Here is a 24,210-nt window from a genome sequence, read left to right on the forward strand (position 1 = left end):
GGCAGACTCAGCAGGAAAACAGCAGCGCATCAGCGCTGAGCCAGCCAAAAAAGCAGTCTCACCAAGCGAATACGGTATTTTCCCTGCGAAAGTAAGCTGAGCCAGCCAAAAAGGCATCCTCAGCAGGAAAACAGCAGCGCATCTGCTCCGAGCCAGCGAAAAAAGCAGTCTCGTTGTTTGTTGTCATGATTGTGATGACATCAACGACTCTTTTTTTTGAGCAGGGTAGGGTACTAGGCAAAGTTAGTACTTAATAGGAGCTAAGTTTGGCGATAAGATGGCTATAGAGGACGATGAAGCTACAATGTCCTAGACTATTCTTTAGGTGGTTGAACATGACTCTATTTGCATTTCTGATTGCGCCAACAATTTTCATTTATTTAGGTTTGTATACGTTTCAAAACGTACCTGTTACTTTCGCCTTGTTTTATGGGTGGCTTTTGCTCATTCCCATCCTCAACAACCCAAAAGGCTTGAAAAAACTAATGGACAAGGGCTCGCTTTTAAATATTGTTGCAGGGGTGGGCACCGGTGTTGGGAGTATTGTCCTTATTATGACTGGAGGAGCTTTGCTGCAGCATGAACTGTTTGACTCCTCACAGCTTGAACTCCTACTAAAGGATTGGAAGTTTTCAGGAGAATACACGGGACTTCTTGTATGTGTACTAATCTTCGTTAATCCTTTTTTGGAGGAGCTGTACTGGCGAGGGTTCATCCTTCTAAAGCTTGATCAAGTAAAGCATAAAGTCATGATCTCTTCTTTATTTTATAGCTTGTACCACTTTCTTGTATTACTGCCGATGTTCAAAGCGTCTTACGCTGCAATCTTTTTCTGCGCAGTCTTCCTTGCTGGAATCATTTGGGGGCGAATGGCTGCGCACTTCCGTACATTATGGGGGTCTATTCTTAGTCATTCTTTGGCTGACATAGGAATTATGATGATTTATTATTGCTATATTAGCTCAAAAATGTAAAAACATAGAGGAGTTTGGCCTTTGAAAGTCGAAAATTTAACTAAACGCGCAGGAAGCCTAAACAAGAAAGGGGAGGCAATGAGAATGGATCTTCTTTTAGCAGAGAAACGGGTAGTGGAGTGGGCGACAGCGTGTTCAGATGAGCTCGGATTTCGTCATTCGAACATAGAAGCAGCCTATATTTGGAATCCGGGAGGATTTGTTAACCAGTCCTATCGAATAACGGATAGCGAAACGGTTCGGCATGTCAAATTTGCACAAGCAGCAAAAGCACCATTTTTGAAGCAATGGGCTGCGATTAGTGAATACCTTAGCCAACATTATCAGGCTCCTAATCTTGTTCAAGAAGTGAACGAGGAAATATTGCCGGGTTATCCTTATGGTTTGGTGTTCGAGTTTATTGAGGGGAAACCATTAAGCCTTGCTGCCAATCCTCAGTCCGTGATTCAGAACGTGTTAGTAAAACTAAATCAATTGCATACGGATAAAGAGATTCCAAAGCTTATCGCCACTGAACAAGCTCGTTCGTATTCAGATGCCTTTACGGAGGAGTATATTACTCGGTTCGAAGAAGATTTGGACATAATTAACGCGGAAAAACATCAGCTGCATTTTGTGACAGATAAGTCGTTAGCTTGGTTTAGCACAGAGGTGGATGCCTTAAGAGAAACGGTGAATCAGATGCCCTCTTTTCAAAAGCAGGCAACGGATATCGTACATAATGACATCAACTGGCAGAATATCTTAGTCAATGATCGTGATGATTTTTGGCTGATTGATTGGGATGATTTAACCGTAAATGGGGATGCTGCGATGGATTATTCCGTCTTCTTGTGGCCGTTATATCAGACGAAAGATTGGACATATTGGAAAGATTACATCACCCAATTAGCCGGGCAGGAAGTTGTTGAAAGGATGGAATTCTACTTTAGGGCAAAGCTGCTGGATGATGTCATTGATGTACTCGCTGACTATATTGAGGCGGAGAATGTACCAGAAGTAAAAGAAAAGACGCAAAAGCGAGCCATGGAAATACATTTGCATGCGTATGCTGAGTATATGAAGCGTTACGTCGAATAAAAAGGATCGTTGTGAGCAAGGAGGCGGTGATTGGTTGAAGCTTCAAATTAAAATATTGCTTTCGTTTCTCGTCTCGGCAATAAGTGCTGTAAGTGGAGGGCTTCTTGTCTTTAATGGTTTCGAGCTTTTACCTATAGCCCTGTCATTTTCGGCAGTACATTGCTTTTGTTAGCTGCCATTATTTTTTCGATTGGATGGTATTTCTGGATGAAGGAATCCTCCTAAGCATGAGTTTCACCTGAAGCGAGTCCCTGCTATTTAATGGGGGCTCGCTTTTTTACGCGTTTCAACAGTTTTAACAACTTTGCATTATCTTGAAAAGGGTTAAACAGGACAAATGGAAGGGTTTTCAAAAATGTCTAATTGGCGGAAAACGCCGGCAAATGCATAATAAGGCTACACCGCTTACGAGGCGAACAAGGAATGAGGAGGTGAAGGGGATGAAACAGGCGGTTGCCCCCAACAATAAGCGCGCGGCATCAACGACCGATGATATCCAAGGGCTGCGCCGAGCTAGAGTGCTAGGGCGATTACGGAAGGATAAATGGATGTATGTGCTGTTGACCCCAGGTTTGTTATATTTCATTATTTTTAAATATGTGCCGATGTGGGGCGTTCTGCTCGCTTTCAAAAACTACCAGCCCTTTTTGGGATTCTGGAAAAGCGATTGGGTTGGCTTGGAGCATTTCCGTATTTTCTTCGAAAATCCTGAGTTTTTTATGCTCTTGCGCAATACGCTTTTGCTGTCGTTTTATAATCTGGTCTTCTTTTTCCCTGCCCCGATCATTCTGGCATTACTGTTGAATGAAATTAGGATAAATGTATATAAGCGAACAATTCAAACGCTCATCTATGTGCCGCACTTTATTTCATTAGTGATTGTCGCCAGTTTGACCTACGTCTTTCTAACGACAGAGGGCGGGCTTGTGAATGAAATTATTCAGCAATATACAGGTGCCAAAATCAATTTCTTGGCGAGTCCCGATTGGTTTCGTCCAATGATCATTATTCAAACGATGTGGAAGGAATGCGGATTCGGAACGATCATTTTTTTAGCTGCGTTGGCTGGGGTAGATGTTGAACAATATGAAGCTTCAATTATGGATGGAGCCAATCGCTTGAGGCAAATGTGGCATATTACGCTGCCTTCTATCCGAAGTACCATCATTATTCTGCTTATCCTGCGAATGGGGGATATCCTGGACAACGGATTCGAACAGATTTTCCTTATGCGCAATCCGCTGAACCGGGAGGTGGCCGAAGTGTTCGATACGTATGTTTATTTGATGGGGATTACACAAGGCGCGTTCAGTTACAGTACGGCAGTTGGTTTGTTCAAATCAATCGTAGGCGTCATCCTTGTTCTGGGAGCGAACTGGACAGCGAAGAGATTCGGGCAATCCGGCATTTACTAACGTTCGGACATCTTACCTAAAGGAGGAGAACGGATTTGTCCAAGAAGTACAGAAGCACTTCAGGCACCATCTTTGATGTAGGCAACTATCTTGTTCTCGGGTTGATCGGCTTGACCGCCATTCTCCCTTTCATTTATGTCATTGCGGGCTCCTTCGCCTCGGATGCAGAATTGACGAAAAGAACGGTTTTCCTCGTTCCAGAAACTTTTAGTTTATCGGCGTACAAATTTATTTTCTCAACGGACACGATTATGAAGAGCATCTGGGTCTCTCTCTATATCATGGTGGTCGGGACAGCAGTGAATCTATTTTTTACTGTTACAATGGCCTATGCGTTGTCCAAACGAGGATTAATGGGGCGAAACGCTGTCTTAAATATGGTCGTCTTCTCGATGCTGTTCGGGGGCGGACTCATTCCCATGTACTTAGTCGTTCGTGAGCTTCATTTGCTAGACAGTTACTGGGCATTGATGATCCCGGGAGCCATCAGTGCTTTTAACTTAATTATTGTGAAAAATTTTTTCCAGGAGCTTCCCCCCGAGCTGGAAGAAGCGGCCAAAATCGACGGCTGTACGGAATTAGGGTTGCTTTGGAGAATCGTCCTGCCTTTATCGATGCCGGTACTTGCTACTTTCACGTTGTTTTACGCGGTTGGTCATTGGAACAACTTTTTTTCTGCCCTGCTTTACATCAATGATCCTGCGAAGTGGCCGCTGCAGGTCATGCTCAGACAGATCGTGCTGTTGTCGCAGATGGCTGCCGGAGATGCGAGTACCGTAGATCCACAATTCGTCAAAGACCAGGAGCAGTCGATTAAGATGGCTGTTATCGTGGTAGGAACCATCCCCATACTGCTTGTCTATCCGTTCTTGCAAAAGCATTTTGCCAAGGGGGTCTTGATCGGATCGGTCAAGGGGTAACACGGATTACGATATAAGCAAGCCATTATTTTAGAGGAGGCACGAGAACATGAGACAAAATACGAAAAAATGGATGTCCGTTGCGGCAATAGGTACGGTGACGATGACGACCATCGTCGGCTGCAGCGACAGCAAACAGAGCCCCGAAGCATCAACGGCAGCGTCTGCACCTAGTCAAGCGGCACAAACCAAGGCCCCGCAGCCGCAAGCTCCGCTGGATCTAAACATCATGCTTCCGATTTTTAAGACCAATTATCCCAAAGACGATGGGCCCGTTGTAACAGAAATCGAAAAAAGAACCAATACGAATATCCACCTCGAATGGGTCCCGAACTCTTCGTATCCAGATAAATTCAACATCACGCTCGCTTCAGGCAAGCTTCCTCACATTATCTATGTGCCGGATGTGAAAAATCCGAGCTTCGTGAATGCAGTCAAGTCCGGCGCTTTCTGGGAAGTAGGCAAATACATGAAGGATTTCCCGACGCTGAGCCAAGCCAATCAAGTTATCTTGAACAACTCCTCTGTTGATGGGAAAAATTACGGTATTTACCGGGGCCGCGCCTTAGGGCGCAATGGTATCAACTACCGCAAAGATTGGCTGGAAGCGGTCGGCATGCAGCCGCCCAAAACGATTGATGACTTTTATAATATGCTCAAAGCATTTAAAGAGAAGGACCCGGACAAAAACGGCAAGGATGATACGTATGGCATGGTGATGGTCAAATGGACCGGCCAATGGGCAAGCAGCTTTGATATTATTAAGCTGTGGTTCGGCTCCCCGAACAAATGGGGCGTCATTGGCGACAAGCTGGTGCCGGAGCATCAGACACCGGAATATTTGGAAGCTTTGAAGTTTATGAAAAAGCTGTATGATGAGAAGCTGATCAATCAGGATTTTGCCGTATTCGATTCCGCCAAATGGAATGACCCCGTTGTTAATAATCAGGCGGGTGTTATCATCGACGTAACCGATAATGCAGCGCGCTTGGACGATAAAATTCATCAGGTGCTTGCCAAGGAAGGCAAAGATAAACCAGATGTCCATTATATTGATAATATGATTGGCGTCACAGGCAAGAATGGATTGAAAGCGCTGCCGACCTCTGGATTCGCCGGACTCCTTGCGATTCCCAAATCCTCTGTGAAGACGGAGGAAGAGTTGAAGCGTGTTCTGAAGATGCTGGATCAGATGAACGAACCGGAACTCACCACATTGGCTGGTTACGGCATTGAAGGAAAGCACTATACGAAGGACGGCGACGCCGTTGTGGCAAGCAAGGACACAGCCCTTCTGGAGTCAGAAGTAGAAGGCTTGAACCAGATGCTGCCGTTCATTCCGGAGGATCGCGGGCTGAAAGTGAAGCAAACGCCGCTTCGTCTACAAACGGCCAAAATCCAGAAGGAAGCAGAGCAGTTCGTCGTAGCGAATCCCGCAGAACCGTTCATTTCTTCGGTGTATTCGCAGAAAGGGCAGCAACTGGACAATGTCATTAATGATGCCCGCATCAAATTCATTGTTGGGCAAAGTGATGAAGCTGCGCTCTTGGCTGCTTTCGAAACCTGGAAAAAGTCAGGCGGGGATGACCTTGTCAAGGAAATGAATGAGCTGTATGCCGCTTCCAAGAAATAAGGGGGCTATCCTAGAAGAGCCGTGTGTATCAACACGGCTTTTTCTCCTTTTACAAGGAATACAGGGAAATGTCGGAAATTCAAAGGATTTAGTCTGTTTTTTAACTTCCCTAATCCCGTCTGCCGTTATAACCTCGAAGTGAGGGTCATGGCTTGAAACAAAACTTAAGAATCGGTAGGTGAGATCATGCTGAGTAAAGTAAGGGCGGGACTTGCCAAAAGGCGGGGCCGGCCAGTCGGCAGCCAAGGGCGCTTTTATAAAAAAAGCTTAATCACGATCTTTATCGTCTCTGGTATTCCAGGGCTCATCCTGGGGGCGCTCATATACTGGATGGCAGGGGGGCGTGTGGAAAGAGAGCTTCTTCAGCTGCACTACCGACTGATTGAGCAGCGTTCTCAAAATATTGATGATCAACTTGGCAATCTCGAGCTGCTGCTTTCTCACTGGGCTTTTGATAATAAATTTGATTACAGTTTAAATGGGTTTGATTTTGTTAAAAACTTCGAAAGAACACAAGATATTACGCGGACACTGGTCGCTATGCAGGGCTCCAATGCAATGGTGAAGAAGGCGGAGCTTTATGTTGGCGGAAAGAGTTCCGTTTTGTTTAATCCCGAATATTCCGTGCTTGATGAGCGTGCGTCATCGGACATCTATGAACCCCTGATTGCGCGTAAAAATGTAACGTATTGGACACAATGGACGCTCGATGCCAAACGTGCCGACACCCAGGATTTAACCCTCGTTCATCATATTCCCGGCGGAAGCTTGCATCCGTTTGGCGTACTCCTCTTTCAATTCGATAAGGAGAAAATAGCCGACCTTCTGAAAACGATGACACCTTATAACGACGGAGAGACGTTCATGATGCAGACATCGGGGGAGCTTTTTGTCTCAACGAGTGGAAGCGCTTCCACTTTGCCTTTTGTCCTAGCGCTTAGGGAAAAGATCAATTCATTAGGAACAATACAAGGTTCGTTCTTTTTTGATTGGGAAAAATCCACGTACACGGTTTCTTTTGGAAGCTTATCCCGCATTGCAGAAGATTGGATGTTCGTATCCGCATCTCCGATTACAAGCATAACCTCGCCTGTTCTTGTTATTTCCAAACTGATTATCGTGGTAAGTCTCGTTGCTTTGCTGTTAGCGGCCTTTCTATCCTGGCTGGCTTCGCGGCGCATCTATTTGCCTGTATGGCGTAATTTGCATGACGAAAGTTTAGAGCTGAACACGAAGCTTGCGGAACAGCTTCCGCACGTAAAGGACAGCTTTCTGCATCAACTGCTTCAAGGTTATTTGACAGCTTTCTCGAATGAGGATTTGCTGCGCCGGATGGAGCGGTTCAAGTGGGAAGTCAGGGAGCGTTACTTTATTGTCCTCTATGCCCAGTTAATCGGAATGACGACTATGGAAGGGAATTTTCGGGATGGGGATGAAGGACTTATCACGTTTGCGGCGATTAATATGATGGAGGAATTGGCTTCCCAGCATTTCGAGCAGAGCAACGCGCTTAACTTTCATGATCTGACAGCAGGGATCGTTCTCATCATTCCGGAGAATCAATCCTATTCGGAAGCATGTCAGGCTTTCAGCGAAGAACTAATGCAGTCGATCAATCGCATTCTGAAAATGCGGATAACATTGGCGATAAGTCGTCCCATTGCGCATATTTCTGATGTTCCTCTCGCTTTCGAAAGAGTTAAACAAGCAGTCAGCTATCGCAATATTGAGATTGCCAACCAGATCATTGATATGTCAAAGGATAATCTGGAGGGAGAGTCGGAAGCGGAGCCTCAGTATCCTTTTACACTGGAAAGAGAGCTTGTTCAAGCGCTGCGGACGGGTAGAGAAGACGATGCGCAACAATTATTGGCATCTTTCCTCCATGCCTTATCCTGCAAAGGAGCAAAGGGAATTGATGTACAACAGGGCATGCTGCACCTGCTTGGCAACGTTCAGCACGCCATTATGGTATCAGGCATCAATCCGAACCGGTTGTTCAAGGGAGCGAATCTGTATGAGCAGCTTTCGCAAATCAGAGAGCCGAAACGGATATTGGAATGGTTCCAGGAAAAAGTGCTAACTCCTTTTCTGAATGAGCTGTCTGGACGAACCGATGCGCAAGTTAAACGGATTATTGAGGAAGCCATGATTTATTTGCAGCAAAATTATATGAAGGATATCTCTCTTGAGAACTGCGCGGAGCATACAGGGACCAATATATTTTTCCTTAGCAAATCCTTTAAGCAAGTAACCGGGAAAAACTTTATTGATTACTTGACCGAGCTGCGCATGGAGAAAGCCAAGGAGCTGCTGCGCGAGTCTGTTATGAAAATCAACGATGTTGCCGAGCAGGTTGGCTACCAGCACAGCTATTTTAACCGGATTTTCAAAAAGCTGGAGGGAATGACGCCTACACGTTACAGGGAGCTTAGCCGAACCTCGTAAACTTATCTTGCGAGAGGAGATGAATCAGTTGGCTTTGCAGATTTTCTTCCAGAGACGTGAGTGAAATGGTATTATTTAGATGCTAGGAAAAGGGGGAGGAATCGAAATTGGCAAAAATATTAATGTGTTATCCTGGGGGACGGCATAAAGCTCTGACGATGAGCTATGATGACGGAAGGAATGCGGACAAAAGGCTGGTGGATATTTTCAACCGGAATGGGATCAAGGGGACTTTTCATATCAATTCAGGATTATTCGATATTCCCGACCGTTTGTCCGAAGATGAAATTCTGTCGCAGTATGAAGGACATGAGGTTTCGGCACATACCCTGACGCATCCAACTATCGCCCGTTGTCCGAATGAGCAAATTATTCATGAGGTCATGGAAGACCGCAAAAATCTGGAGCGGATCATGGGATACACCGTAAGAGGGATGTCTTATCCGAATGGCTCCTACAACAACCGAATTAAAGATTTGCTGCCTGGCCTTGGCATTGAGTATGCGAGAGTTGTCTCAGGGACGGGACACTTCGGAATGCCGCATGATTGGCTGGAATGGCAGCCTACCTGCCATCATAATGACAATCTGATGAAACATGCAGAAACATTTGTGAATTTGAATAAGACCCAATATCTATACCTCATGTACGTTTGGGGACACAGCTATGAATTTGATACCGATAACAACTGGGATTTGATGGAGAAATTTTGCGCGTATGCCGGCGGCAACTCGGATATCTGGTATGCGACAAATATCGAAATTGTTGATTATACAAAAGCTTTCGAACAGCTTAAATTTTCCGCTGGCTTGGATTTTGTTTACAATCCTTCAGCGTTGAGCGTCTGGCTGCGCGCAGATGATCAAGTGGTGGAAGTGAAAAGCGGAGAGCAAAAGAAGTTGAACTAAAAAGAGGGAATGACGAAGAAAGCTTTCGTCATTTCCTCTTTTTTCACTGTTTGCGCAAGAAAGTGGCAAGTCGGTTAAAAAATGCAAAGACCTGGTCAAAACAGGCAAAAATGTTCGATTGTACGCAGCCTCAAACTTGATTACGATGTCACTGAAAGTAATGCTCAGGTACTAGCGTATAGCCTAGATATGGAGGGATTTGAAATGAAGCAAACACTCAGGGAACCATTTCTGATAGGGAAAATGGATACACAGGCTGCGGGCAAACGATGCAAAATGTTAATAGGCGACCTTAACGGAGACGGCCGCATGGAGCTGCTTATGGTGCAGCCCGACAATAGACAGGATGTGCGCTATATTCCTCATCAAGTGCAGTGTCTGACCGCATTCGATCTGGAAGGAAATCTGCTCTGGCAGACAGGCAAGCCAAGCTCGGAAGCGGGTGGTCCGGGTTCAGATTATCCAGTCCAAATCGTCGACATTGACGGGGACGGCCTGTTGGAGGTTGTGTGCGTCATGGATGACCGATTTTTAATTCTGGATGGACGGAATGGACAGGTGAAAGCGGCTCATGTTCTGCCCAGTCCTCACGCCCATGACTGCATCATCGTGGCTAACCTGACAGGAGGAAGCTCGGCAAGCGATATCATTCTCAAGGACCGTTATCACAAGATGTGGGCGCATGACCGTGATTTCAATCTGTTATGGACCTATGAAGGAAATCCAGGGCATTTTCCCTGGGTGTATGATTTGGATGGAGACGGGTTCGATGAAGTCATGGCTGGATACGATCTGCTTGATCACGATGGAAGCCGGTTATGGAGCTGCCATGATCTGGATGATCATGCCGATTGCATCTGGATCGGCGATGTGAATGGGGATGGCGAGCCGGAGCTTGTTATCGGCGGCAGTGTCACTGTCATGTACGATCGCTGTGGGAAGGAGCTGTGGCGTTATGAAGGCTCCATAGAGTCACAGCATATCGCGTTAGGGAAGTTCCGGAGCGATTTGCCAGGCTTGCAAATTGCTGGCTTGGATCGCCTTATCCGCGAGGATGATGGCAAAGGCCTGAAAGGAAAGGATGCGCTCTTCCTACTGGAAAGCGACGGGAAAGAGCTTTGGAAAGAAGACCGCGCAACAGATGGTTGGCTGACCATTATCGAGACACTTCGGGACTGGGAGAAGGATTCCGCGGATTATATTCTCGCTTATCGCCGCGGAGGCGGCGTATTCCCAACTTTGTATGACGGTCATATGAATGCCGTTGTTGAATTTCCAACCGAAGGCTATGCTGTGCATGCCGCTTTAGTCGGCGGAGAGACTGAGCAAGTGATCATCTACAATGATGAGACTGCCGCCATTTATGCTAGCCGGCCTATGGATCTGAAAGCCAAGATGGCAGGCATTCCTCTGCCTCAGCCCAAACGCTTGTCCAGCTCGACGCTGTATCCTGGCGGAGAGATTACGTTATAAATGGAGGAAGCTATGAAAAATTATCCGTATTTCCACGAAAACGAATCTATCGCAGGCAAGGTCGATCATGAGGAAGAGATATTGGCAGCCGTTGCAGGGAGATTCATCGGCTCTCATCCGAAGCATCGGCCTATTTATCGCATACATACGACGAATGGCTTCAGGCGCGGCGAAGATTACAGGTATGAAATGAACTTGGTCCATAGATGGCCGGAGCTTGAGAACGGGCAATATGTCTACGTATGGGGAAAGCTATGGAGCGACGTGGAAGCCGAACATCCGTTTAGTGTGAGCTGCTTCAGCCCCGTACGCGTGTTTATGAACCAATCGCTGCAATTTGTATCGAACCTTAATGATGATGTATTCCCCGAACGCATCCAACATTTCCGCTCCAAGCTTCACAAAGGCTGGAATCACATTCTTCTTGAATTCGTCAAAACGGAGACAGGCTGCGGCGGCAAATTCGGAACTGGAAGCGTGAAGGGGTTCCCTATGCACATTCTTGCCCCAACGTCGGAGCGCCAAGGTCAGGAGGGCTGGGTGTACAGCGAGCCTCAAGCTGTGGTTTGGAGCCTCCTGCCTGATGAGGAAACCGATGTGCTTGTCGGCCAGTGGCACCCAAAGGCGGAATGGTCGCCAGAGGAGATGAGCTTGGGATGTTTCGCCCGAATCTTCGGACATCAGCCTGAAAGCATCGCATATGCTTGGACAAAGCTGGAGAGCAGAAGCGCGAACGAGCAATCTGTTCATTGGAACGTTGCGCATAACGGCCCTGTGACGATCTTTCTTGACGGCAAGCCGGTTCATGAGGAGAGAAACAAGGCAGGTTCGTTTGTTCTTACATTGCCGATTGCTTTCGGTACACACGATATCGTTATTCGTTCAGCATGTGTGAATCCAGTATGGGGATTTACGATGGAGCTGGCCAAAGAAAATAAATATATAAATGTAAAGATGAGCAAACCTCGCCAGGTAGAAGGCATGTCCGATCATTGGCTATATGCAGGGACTTTCCGATCAGAAAGTGCGCCACAGCCATCTGAGATTATACGTATGGACACATTAATAGGAACAGGCTTAGAGCAAACTTTCTGGCGTGCGGATTTACCTGAAGCGTGGGTGCGGCCTTATTTAGAGAACACGATCTATGGCAAATGGAACTATCCGTTAGGGGTGACGCTTTATGGTATTTTGAAGACGGGCCTGCAGCTTGAGAATTCCTACTTCACGAGCTATGCCATGGATCATATTGAGCTATGCACCTCATTCCATGCCTATAGCCTATGGGATCGAAAGCAATATGGTTCACCGGGTATGAATCACCAATTGGCGCTAATCGACAGTTTAGACGATTGCGGCTCTTTCGGTGCAGCTATGCTGGAGGCCAATAAAGCAAGGCAACTGACTGGGGTCAGCTCAGCGGCCGCTCGGATTGCTCAATACATCACGGCGGAGCAGAGCCGTTTAGCGGATGGAGCCTTGTACAGAATGCGAGGCACGACTGATTTTATGAAAGACACGGTATGGTGCGACGATCTGTATATGAGTACGCCTTTTCTTAGCAAGTACTATGAACTTACGGGAGAAAGCAGCTACTTGAATGATGCGGCGATGCAATTTCTCCTGTATAAACAACTGCTATTTATTCCAGAGCTTAAAATTATGCACCATGTTTACGATTTTAAATTTCAAAAAGGGAATGGCGTTCCATGGGGAAGAGGAAATGGCTGGGTGCTGTTTTCATTGACAGAACTGCTTGCTGTTATGCCTGAGAAGCATGAACATCGTCCAGAGCTGTTGAAATTTTTCTGCGAGCTGTGTGAAGGCTACCGGCAATTGCAGGGTACTCATGGATTGTGGCACCAGGTTCTGACGGACCCAACGTCTTATGAAGAAGCATCCTGCACGTCTATGTTCATATATGCCTTCGCCCGCGGGGTTCGATTCGGTTGGTTAGATGATTCGGAAACATATATAGAAGCGGTGCTGAAAGGGTGGGAAGGCTTAACCCGGTCATGCATTGATAAAAATGGAAATGTATACGGCGTTTGCCGCGGTTCTGGCTACTCCTTTAATTCCTATTACTATAAAGACCAGTTAAGCTGGCAGCTGAATGATACACACGGAATTGGCATTGTGCTGCTTGCGGGTATAGAGCTTATTAAGATGAAAAAGCATTTGAGAGGGCAGGAAACCGACCAGTATCAACAAAGATCGAAATGAGCAATTGTTTAATTTATGGATCCTGATGGTAGTATTTTGATGGTATGTAAATAGAATGATAGTGAAAGAGCTTGCCTCACGGAAGCTCTTTTTTTGTTTGTGAACTATTCTTGCTTGGCTTTAGCGAGATTCGGGCTCTGGGATATGGAGCAATTCTGAAAGCTGTGCAGCTAAATAAATCGGTTTATAGGGTAAATCATTGCGAAGCCAGAACACAATCGTACCAATGATGGCGGAGGAGCCGTACCAGATCGCGATATCTTTTTGAACCTTCAAAGTTGAGGATTCCTCTAGCTTGTTTATTCGACTGGACATGAAATCTGCGATCAGCTTCATGAGTCGTTCCGTAAATACGGGAATACGTTTGGAAGCAAGCAGAACTTTGTAGAACTTCGAATTTTCCTCGATATGCTCAAGCATTTTAATGAGGACTTCAATGTTGAATTCGGGTGGGTCCGGAGCTTCCTTCAAGATGGCATGGATTTCGTTAATCATCTCATCAGCCAATTGTTCGATCATATCCGAAATATCTCGATAATGAAGATAGAAGGTGACACGATTAATCGTCGCTCGCTCCGCGATGCGATTCACGGTTATTTTTTCGAGTTCCAACTCCTGAAGTAATTCAATAAATGCATCCCGAATCAATTGACGCGTACGAAGTACACGCGGGTCTATTCGTTGTGATTTTGTTGACATGGAGCAATCACTTCCTTTTCCTAAAATAGGATATGCAACAAATTCCTCAAGATTTGTAGATTATGTGAGAGATAGACTACATATGCTTAGAAACTGTCATTTAATAAACATTTATAAAAAAGCTGTTACTTGTGAACATTAGGATAGATGACTATAATACTATTTACACAAAGTTAATTATACAACACATTGTCTATTAGTTTGAAGTCGAATTTGAAAGGAATGAGTGGTGATATGAGTAAAAGTGCAGTATTTGATAGCAGTTCCATTAAGAAAGGTCCTTTGTTGTTTGTTATGATTTTGGGAGCGTTCATTGCCGTTCTGAATCAGACGATTATGAGTGTTGCCTTACCGAAGCTCATGGTCGAATTCGATATTACCGCTTCGACTGGCCAATGGCTGACCACGGGTTATATGCTAGTTAACGGTGTCTTAATTCCGATCACAGCGTTCTTGATGCAACGCTTTACGACGCGAGAGCTTTTCCAAGCATCTATGATTATTTTCCTCATTGGAACTATTGTTTCAGCCGTGGCGCCAGGCTTTGAATTGTTATTGACTGGCCGTTTAATTCAAGCAGCTGGGGCTGGAATATTAATGCCGCTTCTCATGAATGTCATTCTGACGATTTATCCGCCTGATAAGCGTGGAGCAGCTATGGGTATGGTTGGGTTGGCTATCATTTTTGCCCCTGCTGTTGGACCTGCTGTTGCTGGCTATATTTTGGAGCATTATACGTGGCGTACTCTTTTCTATGGCATCATACCATTTGTTGTCATTGTTATTGCCGTTGCTTTTATTTATTTGAAAAATGTCTCGGAACGTCAATATCCCAAAATTGATACATGGGGTGCCATTCTTTCAACAATCGGATTTGGTTTCCTTCTTTACGGCTTCAGCAGTGCTGGTGGTAAAGGCTGGTCAAGCGCGGAAGTAATTATATCTATTATTGTAGGTGTGGTCGCATTAATTTTGTTTACATGGCGCCAACTAGTTATCGAAAGCCCGCTGCTCGATCTCAGGGCGTTCAAGTACAACATGTTTACCCTGACAACGTTAATCAACATTGCAGTTACGATGGTCATGTATGCGGATATGATGCTGCTTCCTCTCTATTTGCAGAATGCTCGCGGATATACCGCGTTGGAGTCCGGTATTCTTATGCTCCCTGGAGCGCTGCTCATGGGCATTATGATGCCAGTGGCTGGCAAGCTGTTTGATAAGTTCGGAGCGAAGTGGTTGTCCATTGTTGGTATGGTCATTACAATCGTAACCACACTTGGGTTCATCAATTTGACGGATTCTACTAGTTATACGTATTTAGTGCTGATGTCCACAGGACGACGCTTCGGTATGGCGCTTTTCTTGATGCCAATCACCACCGCGGGCCTCAATCAATTGCCTTCAAGACTGAATGCGCATGGTACCGCTATTTCCAATACCATTAAGCAAGTGGCAGGCGGAGTAGGTACGGCACTACTGGTCACGGTTATGACAACCAGAACCAAATTTCATCTTGTGGACCTGATGACGGCAAGCCAAACAGCGACTGCTTCCAAGGAACTTATGAAAGAGGCGTCTATTCAAGGAATTAATGATTCTTATCTTGTTATAATTGGCATCGGAGTTGTTGGCTTGGTGCTTTCCTTCTTCATTAAACGGGTAGGTCAGGCGGAAGAAGAACCGAGAGTCAATGTAGCGAAGAAACCGGTTAATGCGACTTAAGAGTTTAAGTAGTGGAAGGAAGATTGCAAAGGAGGAGCTGCCCCATAAGTAGGTAAATCTACTTTTGAGACAGCTCCTTCGTATTGAAATGAGGAAGTTTTCTGGAAAAGAGAGCTTGGTAGCAGGTTATTCTTGATGCAGTCCCGCTCTAGCTCCAGTTGTTTTTTATAAACCTGCAATTGTGCATCTTTTTTGCTCTTGGAGTAGTCTGAATGATGAAATTCCTGCGTTTATGCAGGTTTTTGAGGTTTTTTTTGGATCAGAGGCTGGAAAAGATGAAAATACCTGCACAATTGCAGGCATTTCCACTTTATAACCGAATTCACCCGGAAATTCCTGCACATTTGCAGGTTTTCTTGCGCTATGCGTAGGCATATGGAAAATCCGGACTCTGGAGATTCCCGCTGCTTCTAATTCTGGCTTTGCCGCTTCTCCTGCATCTCCAAATAGTTGCGCATGCGGCGCATATTTTCGGGTGCGTCCATCGGATCGGCAGCGATCATTTCAATGATACAGAGTCTCCCGGCACGTTCCTTATCAGCTTGGGTTATGGCTTGGTCAAGCTCTCCATAGGTTCGGACAGTCACGGCAAACGCATCGCCTCCAAAAGCCTCGGCCAGCTTCGTGTATGACCAGCGCGGAATTTTGTTATATAGCTGATTCTCTGTTTTGACATTCAAATATTTCTCGATCGTATACCCATCGTTGTTCAAGATGAAGATAATGGGCTTGCATCCATAATAGAGCATGGAGCTGATCTCTTGGGCTGTCAACTGCAAGGAGCCGTCACCTGTAAATAACAATACCCGTCGATCCGGCGCTGCGATACTGGCACCGTATGCGGAGGGGGTGGCATAACCGATGGCCTCCCAGCCGCCTTGCGCAATATACGTTACATTGCGCGGCAGTCTCACTTGCGCCATCCCATTGTAAAATGTACCGGTCTCGGCGACCACAATATCCCCCTCTTTCAGCATCTGCTGAAAACGAGGATAATAAATGGCAGCAGTTAATGGCTCATCCATACCGCCAGTTATTTGGTCGTAAGGGAATGTCGCTTTTCCTACCAAACCTTGGCCTTTGTACCCAACCTTCTGGACTGCAAGCAGCATATCGACTGCGAACACATTCGGGTATTCCGCTTCTGCGACCTTGACCATGTCCGGTTGAATATCGACTGTCACCAGTGGGTTCAGCTTCGCAGTGAAGTTCGCGGTGTTGTTGTCCGCCAATACCATGCCTATCGCAATGACACAATCAGCAGTTTCTACCTTGCTTTGGACCTCAGAACTTCCGAAAGAGCCTCCATACATCCCTATATAATTCGGATGGGTTTCGTCGAATGCGCCCTTTCCGAACATCATTGTCGCAACAGGTATGTTCAAGGCGTTGGCCAAATGTCGAACCGCTGTCTCAAGGCCGAAACGCATTGTTTTGACATCAACCAGAATGACCGGCCGATGGGCCCGCTCCAGCAGTTGGCGGACATGTTCCGTTGCTGCCTGAAGGGTTTGAAGATTGGAGGTTGGGCGCGGCGGTACCGACTCTCGATGTGCAAGGATCGGCTTGGTCACTAAATCATCAGCCACAACCAGGTATACCGGCTTTTTCTTTTCCTTCGCAATGCGAATCGCCGCAGGAATTTCAATCTCGGCATTTTCAGGCGTCAGCACAGCGGTATAAACCGTAATCTGCTTATACACTTGGTGGAAGATGTCAAAATTTCCATCCATTAGCGTGTGATGCATGAGCTTGTGTTCCTTTTGAGCCTTCTCGGGAGGCGCGCCCACGATGTGAATCACGGGCACATGTTCGCTGTAAGCTCCAGCTATCGCATTGCAGGCACTAAGCTCCCCGACACCGAAAGTCGTAATAAGAGCGGACAGACCTTTGATTCTTGCGTAGCCATCCGCTGCATAACCGGAGTTCAATTCGTTCCGTCCACTAGTAAACCGGATGCCGTTGTACCGCTCGAGCGTATCCAATAGAGTGAAATTATAGTCTCCAGCAACGCCAAAAATTTCCGTAATGCCCTCCAACTTCAGGCAATCGAACAAATACTGGCCAAGAGTTTTTTGAGCTGTTCCAGTCTGCGGGTTCGAGCTCCCCACTGCTGTCATGGTTCCCATCTCTTGCTCACTCCCTCTCCTTTTAAGTCAGTCCATGTATACGATTCCCATTTCATTGAGCGGGTTATTCACGAAAGAAAGAATGCTTTTTACGCTAGCGTTATGCGCCGCCGACCATCGTACAACAAAGGTTTACACCAAAATCAAGAAAATCAAACATGCGCTCGCTGCCAGCTATATTCCGACATAGAGGCAGTGGCCAGCTCATTTTACAGGAAAATCCCTCTGCAACTATTCCTTTTACTTAAGCAATGTAAGTGTCACCTCTATCGTATTATCAACAAACGATCGCTCTGGACGAGATTTCATGATTACGGTCAGTCCAATTAACGAAACGATTAGTGCCTGTGATAAAGCCTTCGCATTTACACCGATTTGAAGCTCTCCTGATTGGATACCTCGTTCAATGGTTTCTTGAAATATGACTGATAGATACATTTGATGTTCCCTTGTAAGAATCTCAAATTTTTCATCATGAGGCGCAAGTTCGACCATCGTATTGATGCAAAAGCATCCTCGGCTGCGATTTTCAGTATATTCATCGGCAACCACACTTTCAAAAAAAGCGCGAAATGCATCTTTTACAGATGGATTTTTTTGGAGTCTGGTACGGACTTGAGAAGCACGGGACATCATGTATTTGCGCAGCGCAGCTTCGAATAATTCTTTTTTGTCTCCAAAAGCTGCGTAAATACTAGGTTTCTGAATGCCCATTCTGGAAGTTAAGTCACTTAATGAAGTAGCCTCATATCCCTTCTCCCAAAATAGTTGCATAGCTGCATCTAATACTTTTTCTTCGTCAAATTCGCGGGTTCGTCCCATAATCCATACCTCTCGTTATCATTGATTTTTTCTGAAATATTCAAAATTTCGATCACATGTAAACGCCTTGATTTTAATGTACCGATAAGTATGTTAAATTATATGATTTACTGTTTATATTGTCAAATGCAAGTTAGTTTATTCTAATGAGGGAAGATCATTTCTGAAGAATAAAAAGAATTTAGTCTATTTTTATCATTGACATTGATCGTTTCTGCGCGTTATATTAATCAGGCGTTTTAAATACCGATCGGTACAGTAAATGATCGATATCAAAATTTAAGGGAGGTAAGGTGTGTACAAAATGGAGGAGGCTAAAAAAAGTTCTTCAATGACTCGCTATGTGACACTATTGTTTGCGGTTGCCTGCGGGATGTCTGTTGCCAATATCTACTTCGCACAGCCGATACTCGATAATCTGTCTAGTGAGTTCGGTATTGACCATTCATCCATTGGCATTCTCATTACTATTACTCAGATCTTTTATGCAGTAGGGTTGTTAATGCTGGTGCCGCTTGGAGATTTACTGAACCAGCGCCGGCTGATAATCGGTCAGATGCTTTTATCCATGATAGCTTTGGTTATTGTTGGCACTGCTTCATCCAGCAAGGTACTATTCGCAGGTATGGCATTAGTGGGACTGCTTTCCGTTGTGGCTCAGACTCTTGTGGCGTTCGCGGCGACAATGGCAGCACCTGCTGAACGTGGACGTGTCGTTGGCATGATAACAAGCGGAATTGTGATTGGCATCCTGCTTGCCCGATCCATTTCAGGAATACTAACAGATTTTGCGGGTTGGCGTTCCGTGTATCTGGTCTCCGCCGCATTGATGCTTTTTATGGTTTGTGCGTTATTTAAGGTGTTGCCGAATGTTGAGCGTAAGGAAAGGTCGCTGTCTTATCCCCAGCTGCTTAGGTCAGTGCTTATGCTGCTCGTAAAAGAACGGATATTACGCATCCGCGCTGTTCTGGCTCTGCTGATTTTTACTGCTTTCAGCATTTTGTGGACTCCATTAGTCCTCCCTCTTAGCGCGCCGCCATTATCTCTTTCACACACTGCAATTGGGGCGTTTGGTCTCGTGGGAGTTGTCGGAGCGTTAGCTGCAGCAAGAGCGGGCAAGCTAGCCGATCGAGGTTACGGGCAGAGAACGACGGGCATAGCTTTGACTCTATTATTGATATCATGGTTGCTGATCAGCCGTACGGAACAGTCTTTGTTCGCATTGGTCATTGGAATTGTTCTTCTAGACATGGCCGTTCAGGCCGTGCATGTCACTAATCAAAGTATGATCTTCTCCTTGGGTACGGAGGCGCGCAGTCGGCTAGCTGCTGGGTACATGGTTTTCTATTCCATAGGAAGTGCTGCCGGTTCCATTGCTTCGACCCATATCTATGCACACTATGGCTGGAACGGAGTATGTGTGCTCGGGGCCTCCGTTAGTGCTTTAGCTCTTCTGTTTTGGGCTGTGACCAACCGTGCTGTTAATAAAATTTGAATAGGAGAGATTGTCATGGAGATAGGAATTACTTCGTTTGTAGAAACTAAGCCGGATGTTGAGACTGGTGAAGTGATGAGTCACGCACAGCGATTGCGTGAAGTTGTTGAGGAAATTGTGCTTGCTGATCAAGTGGGACTTGATGTATTTGGCATAGGTGAGCATCATCGGAAGGACTATGCAGCGTCTTCACCAGCAATTGTGCTGTCTGCGGCTGCATCACAGACGAAACGGATTCGACTGACCAGTGCAGTGACGGTGCTTTCTTCCGTTGATCCAGTGCGCGTTTTTCAGGATTTTGCTACGCTCGATGGTATTTCAAACGGACGTGCGGAGATTATAGCGGGCCGGGGTTCCTTTATTGAATCTTTTCCACTGTTTGGCTATGACTTGAATGACTATGAAGAACTGTTTGAAGAACATTTGGAATTGCTCCTTAAAATACGGGAGTCTGAAAAAGTAACTTGGAAGGGCGGGCATCGGCCAGCGATTAACAATTTAGGCGTGTATCCACGGCCCGTTCAAAATTCTTTGCCGATATGGGTTGGCAGCGGGGGCAGACAGGAGTCGGCTATCCGTGCAGGTCTGTTAGGACTGCCGCTGATGTTGGCGATAATTGGTGGAAAACCGACGGATTTTGCACCGCTTGTGCAGCTTTATAAGAAAGCGGCAGCGCACGCAGGTCATGATGAATCGAGGCTTAAGGTTGGGGCGCACTCGATAGGATTTGTTGGAGAGAATACGGAACGAGCTGCGGATACATTTTTTCCTTCTACCATGGCTGGTATGAACAAATTAGGCAAAGAGCGGGGCTGGGCGCATTATGATCGTTCAAGCTACGATGCCGCGCGCAGCTTTGAAGGAGCCCTGTATGTCGGCGATCCCGACACTGTTGCTCAGAAGATCATTCACCTTCGTAAAAATGTAGGGGTTACACGCTTTATGCTGTATGTTCCGTTAAGCACTATGCCGCATGCTCAAGTGATGAGAGCCATTGAACTGCTAGGAACGGAGGTAGCGCCCCGTGTTCGGGAAGAAATAACCAAGTGGGAAGCCGAGATGGAAAAAGGAAGATAAGGGACTGTCCCATAAGTAGATAAACCTACTTGAGGGACAGCTTTTTTGCTTTTTGATTGGGATTCGGAGAGGCTCGATCGTGCCTACGGGTCCTGATAATCCCTTGATTAGCCTCCTACTTTCTCTGACTCTAGCTCCAGTTTTTTTCTCTAAACCTGCAATTATGCATCTTTTTTGCTCTTGGAATAGCCAGAACTAATAAATTCCTGCAATTGTGCAGGCTTTTGAGGCTTTTTCTGAATGTACGGCTGAAAAAGATAAAAATGCCTGCACAAATGCAGGCATTTCCACTTTTTAACCGAATTCGCCCGGAAATTCCTGTATTTTCGCAGGCTTTTACACTCGGGTGAACGGATCTGATCTGGAAACCCCTTCAGTCCACATGAAAGTAATCAACCCCATCATCGATCGACGCTTACCTACTAAAATTCGGCTTAAGTGACATCCTCTTCTATGAACGGGCAGCTTATCATAAATATATTGACACGTAGAGAGGAAAGGTATTTCCAAGAATTCATAGAAGTATTTTATGCTATAATACATTTTTATCCAAGACATCTTAGGACGCTGCAATAAAAAATCGAATCTACATATTACTATTTAGTGGAGGTGGATCATCTGGACTCTTTATTTGGAATGGTTTGGAGTATTGTTATCATTATTTCGGTATCCGCAATAGTTAGTATAGTCTTAATCCGGCAAAAAGCCACAAATGATTTGTTGCGTAGTATAGTAAAAGAGATGGGGTTAAGAAATCCTTTGGACGAAGATCTCCAAAAACTTGTAACTCAAGGAAAAAAACGAAAATCAATTAGAAAAGCTCAAAAAATATATGGATTCACCGTACGTGAAGCTGAAAATTATATAGGTTTACTGGGTGAAGGAAAACGATGAGGATTTCTATGGGTTCCAGTGTAGTAGTTGTAGAATACGATCCTAGTTGGGTTCTGTTGTTTGAGCAGTTACGAGACTTCGTACTTCCGGTTTTAAGCGATCTCAATGTCAGAATAGAGCACGTCGGGAGCACAGCCGTTCCAGGATTAGCAGCTAAACCAATTGTTGATATCGACGTTATTGTATCTAAGCAGGCAGACGTCCAGACTGCAATTCTAGGGCTTGCCACACTTGGGTACGTACATGAAGGCGATTTAGGAGCTGCAGGGCGAGAGGCTTTTATTCCTCCAGCTGGCATAACTTGGCATCACCTGTACGTATGCACGGTAGAAAACGACGAATATCAACGTCATATTATTTTTCGGGATTATTTGAGAATTCATCCTGAGGACGCTAAAATATATGGTAATTTGAAGCTGGAACTGGCACAACGATTTCACAATGACCGTGCCTCGTATACCAATGCCAAGAGTGAATTTGTTCAAGAAATACTGGTACGTGCCGGATGGAAATGTCAACATGAAAGGGGCATTGAAGTGAGAATTGCTGTCGCAACTGAACTAGACTACGAATACATTCGTGAGCGAGATCATCATATTTTAGAAAATTTAATTTTGCCGAAGATTAAGGGAAATGAAATATATATGCTGAAGGACGAAGAAGAAGCTAGCTTTGGATGGATGAGGTATGGATATTTCTGGGATAACACCCCCTTTATGAATATGATTTGGGTAGATGAATCACATCGGGGCAAAGGTGTAGGCAAGCAAGCTGTTCTCTTTTGGGAAGACGAAATGAAACAAAAGGGTTTTAAATTGGTTATGACATCTACATTGGCGAACGAAGAGGCACAGCATTTCTACCGGAAATTGGGTTATAGGGATGCAGGGTGTTTGATGCTTGCAAATGAGCCGTTGGAAATCATGTTTACTAAAATATTGTAGATGGAGGCTGCAAATTAGGAAAGGAGATGAGTCCTATTTATAGGAAATTTTTGACATGGATGTTGGTCGCAGTGATTGCGGTGTTAGCAGCACCACACAATTCTTTCGCAGATCAGGAACTTGCTGCATCAAGTGATATGCCCTTTATTACGCTTCTAGATGAGTTTACTTTGTATGCATCGGAGGATACTAGAGCCAATGATGCCATAGGTGCTCTAAGCCCGCTTCAGTCTGTTCACTTAGCACCTATCAAGAAAAATATGCTGCTAAACATCATAAGTTTGGAAAAAGTTCAGGTTGAAACATGGCTGGGGAAGGCTTGGATTAATTTAAAAGAGGGATCTTATAAGTACGGCAAGTTAGTTGCCGAGGATCAGAATCTGACCTTGCTGGATAGGGAGACTACTATTTATAAGGCACCTTCGAAAATGACGGATTATAAGCTATCCCCTCAGAAGGTTCAGGCCATTGCTTCTTTAGATGTGTGCGACCCGTATACGCCATGTCGGACTGAAGATAAGTGGTTTTTGATTCACACATCATGGCTTGGAGATAAATGGATTCGCCCTTTCGAATACGCTGAGAAATACAAAGGGGTTCCGTTCAAAAGCCTTGTACCTATTGCGCGGGAAAGCGCTGTGTATCTGTACCCTTTTGGTGAGCCCGTACAGAATGAAGCCAAACTGAAACCTCAATTGGCCAATGCACGAACCAAATATTTGATCACAAGTATGGCTGGCGCCAGTGTGTGGTATCAGGTTGATACCCCGCAAGGGTTAAGATGGATTCATTTGGATAGCGACTATGGACTTGGAATTGAAGGAATCGAAGCAGTTGATCGGACAATTGATCTTCCCGTACCCTTCCAGTATTTCAAAACACCCTACAACTACATTAGCGTTTCAACGTCAGAGGAACCTGCACAAGCCGTACATGCGATTGGCCAAATAAACGATTGGTACTTTACGTTGGCTAACGGTTCAGGAGCTGGGGTATGGATCAATCCATCTAGGGAAGTTGCGTCACGATTGACTGGCGACTTCGAGAAAGATCACAAGCTCGGTGTTAAGAAGAACCAGGTTAACATTGAATTATCTCAGACATCAATTGCGTTAGATGCGCCATATGAGGATAGTAATGCGTTGAACAATGCTTTGAACTTCTCTAAACAATCCGTCATGGCTTCTCTTGAATGGACTTCTTACGAAGGACAAACGTGGTATTACATACACACATGGCAGGGATTCAAATGGGTAAGACTTTGAATGCTATAAGAAAGCAATGGACCATAACCGATGAAAGACGGAGCCGAACTGGTTTCGTCTTTTTCAACACGCATATGATAATGAGA

Annotated in this window: 18 protein-coding genes and 1 pseudogene; 16 read left to right on the forward strand and 3 right to left on the reverse strand. The window is 45.4% G+C overall.

Annotated elements, in window-relative coordinates:
* The first annotated feature begins 335 nt into the window (after positions 1-335).
* From BC351_RS12045 to BC351_RS12085, 9 genes are all read left to right on the forward strand, one after another.
* Positions 336-974: a CPBP family intramembrane glutamic endopeptidase gene (locus tag BC351_RS12045; RefSeq protein WP_158082062.1), complete on the forward strand. Its 639-nt coding sequence runs from the start codon at positions 336-338 to the stop codon at positions 972-974.
* 84 nt (positions 975-1,058) lie between these two features.
* Entirely contained in the window at positions 1,059-2,054 is a 996-nt protein-coding gene (locus tag BC351_RS12050; protein ID WP_079412198.1) for a phosphotransferase, read from the forward strand.
* 440 nt (positions 2,055-2,494) lie between these two features.
* The gene (locus BC351_RS12055; RefSeq protein WP_079412200.1) at positions 2,495-3,469 is read left to right on the forward strand and encodes an ABC transporter permease; all 975 of its coding nucleotides are present in this window, start codon (positions 2,495-2,497) and stop codon (positions 3,467-3,469) included.
* Between the two features lie 35 nt (positions 3,470-3,504).
* Positions 3,505-4,389: a carbohydrate ABC transporter permease gene (locus tag BC351_RS12060; RefSeq protein ID WP_079412202.1), complete on the forward strand. Its 885-nt coding sequence runs from the start codon at positions 3,505-3,507 to the stop codon at positions 4,387-4,389.
* Between the two features lie 49 nt (positions 4,390-4,438).
* A complete protein-coding gene (locus tag BC351_RS12065; protein ID WP_079412204.1) occupies positions 4,439-6,022 on the forward strand; it encodes an extracellular solute-binding protein in 1,584 nt (527 codons plus the stop codon).
* 186 nt (positions 6,023-6,208) lie between these two features.
* Positions 6,209-8,470 (forward strand): helix-turn-helix domain-containing protein, encoded by a 2,262-nt coding sequence (locus tag BC351_RS12070; protein WP_079412206.1) that lies wholly within the window; start codon positions 6,209-6,211, stop codon positions 8,468-8,470.
* Positions 8,471-8,577: 107 nt separating this feature from the next.
* Positions 8,578-9,378: a polysaccharide deacetylase family protein gene (locus tag BC351_RS12075; RefSeq protein WP_079412208.1), complete on the forward strand. Its 801-nt coding sequence runs from the start codon at positions 8,578-8,580 to the stop codon at positions 9,376-9,378.
* Between the two features lie 204 nt (positions 9,379-9,582).
* Positions 9,583-10,851, forward strand: coding sequence for an FG-GAP-like repeat-containing protein (locus tag BC351_RS12080; protein WP_079412210.1), 1,269 nt, complete (start codon positions 9,583-9,585; stop codon positions 10,849-10,851).
* Between the two features lie 12 nt (positions 10,852-10,863).
* On the forward strand, positions 10,864-13,074 hold the full coding sequence (locus BC351_RS12085) for a glycoside hydrolase family 88/105 protein (RefSeq protein ID WP_079412411.1): 2,211 nt from the start codon (positions 10,864-10,866) through the stop codon (positions 13,072-13,074).
* Between the two features lie 120 nt (positions 13,075-13,194).
* Here BC351_RS12085 and BC351_RS12090 read toward each other — a convergent pair whose 3' ends face one another.
* Positions 13,195-13,773: a TetR/AcrR family transcriptional regulator gene (locus BC351_RS12090; protein WP_079412212.1), complete on the reverse strand. Its 579-nt coding sequence runs from the start codon at positions 13,771-13,773 to the stop codon at positions 13,195-13,197.
* A gap of 234 nt (positions 13,774-14,007) precedes the next feature.
* Here BC351_RS12090 and BC351_RS12095 point away from each other — a divergent pair, with 234 nt between their 5' ends.
* Positions 14,008-15,498, forward strand: coding sequence for a DHA2 family efflux MFS transporter permease subunit (locus tag BC351_RS12095; RefSeq protein WP_079412214.1), 1,491 nt, complete (start codon positions 14,008-14,010; stop codon positions 15,496-15,498).
* A gap of 410 nt (positions 15,499-15,908) precedes the next feature.
* Here BC351_RS12095 and BC351_RS12100 read toward each other — a convergent pair whose 3' ends face one another.
* Entirely contained in the window at positions 15,909-17,627 is a 1,719-nt protein-coding gene (locus BC351_RS12100; protein WP_079412216.1) for an alpha-keto acid decarboxylase family protein, read from the reverse strand.
* 240 nt (positions 17,628-17,867) lie between these two features.
* On the reverse strand, positions 17,868-18,449 hold the full coding sequence (locus BC351_RS12105) for a TetR/AcrR family transcriptional regulator (protein ID WP_079412218.1): 582 nt from the start codon (positions 18,447-18,449) through the stop codon (positions 17,868-17,870).
* A 304-nt stretch (positions 18,450-18,753) separates the two neighbouring features.
* Here BC351_RS12105 and BC351_RS12110 point away from each other — a divergent pair, with 304 nt between their 5' ends.
* The 6 genes and pseudogenes from BC351_RS12110 (at position 18,754) to BC351_RS12135 (ending at position 24,124) form a co-directional block, all read left to right on the forward strand.
* Complete coding sequence (locus BC351_RS12110) at positions 18,754-19,944, forward strand: MFS transporter (protein ID WP_079412413.1); 1,191 nt, start codon at positions 18,754-18,756, stop codon at positions 19,942-19,944.
* A gap of 15 nt (positions 19,945-19,959) precedes the next feature.
* Positions 19,960-21,021 carry an LLM class flavin-dependent oxidoreductase gene (locus BC351_RS12115; RefSeq protein WP_079412220.1) on the forward strand — a complete coding sequence of 354 codons (1,062 nt, stop codon included), beginning with the start codon at positions 19,960-19,962 and terminating at the stop codon, positions 21,019-21,021.
* A 636-nt stretch (positions 21,022-21,657) separates the two neighbouring features.
* Complete coding sequence (locus tag BC351_RS12120; protein WP_079412222.1) at positions 21,658-21,915, forward strand: hypothetical protein; 258 nt, start codon at positions 21,658-21,660, stop codon at positions 21,913-21,915.
* An 8-nt stretch (positions 21,916-21,923) separates the two neighbouring features.
* Positions 21,924-22,397, forward strand: a pseudogene (locus BC351_RS12125) (GrpB family protein); the annotation flags it as partial.
* A 54-nt stretch (positions 22,398-22,451) separates the two neighbouring features.
* Complete coding sequence (locus BC351_RS12130) at positions 22,452-22,859, forward strand: GNAT family N-acetyltransferase (RefSeq protein ID WP_079412415.1); 408 nt, start codon at positions 22,452-22,454, stop codon at positions 22,857-22,859.
* Positions 22,860-22,885: 26 nt separating this feature from the next.
* Positions 22,886-24,124 (forward strand): hypothetical protein, encoded by a 1,239-nt coding sequence (locus BC351_RS12135; RefSeq protein WP_208629704.1) that lies wholly within the window; start codon positions 22,886-22,888, stop codon positions 24,122-24,124.
* Positions 24,125-24,210 lie beyond the last annotated feature (86 nt).

Source organism: Paenibacillus ferrarius (genome assembly GCF_002027705.1).
In the GTDB taxonomy this organism is placed as follows: Bacteria; Bacillota; Bacilli; order Paenibacillales; family NBRC-103111; genus Paenibacillus_E; species Paenibacillus_E ferrarius.